General features: G+C 67.3%; 1 pseudogene. It reads left to right on the top strand.

Going from position 1 to position 266, the window contains the following annotated elements:
- Positions 1-13: 13 nt before the first annotated feature.
- Positions 14-266: pseudogene (locus AX721_RS07970) on the top strand (flagellin); the annotation flags it as partial.

Below are 266 nucleotides of genomic sequence, written 5' to 3'. Positions count from 1 at the left end.
CAACGGCATCAACATGGTCAAGTCGGGCGGCACCACGATCGCGGCTCTGGCGAACGCGGACGCCACCTCGAAGATCACGGTCGCTGCGCAGAGCCTCGCGCTCGGCGGGGGTAACGTGACGGTCGCCGCCGCCGGCACGATCGGCACGATCTCCGCGGCGACGTCGATGATCACGACGGTGAACGCGTCGATCGTCAACGTCTCGACGGTTCTGAGCCGCCTGGGCACGGGCTCGAAGTCGCTGGGTTCGCACCTGGACTTCGTGA

The sequence above is a fragment of the Phenylobacterium sp. CCH9-H3 genome (assembly GCF_001557235.1).
In the GTDB taxonomy this organism is placed as follows: Bacteria; Pseudomonadota; Alphaproteobacteria; order Caulobacterales; family Caulobacteraceae; genus Phenylobacterium.
This window is presented reverse-complemented; position numbering and strand designations above follow the sequence as displayed.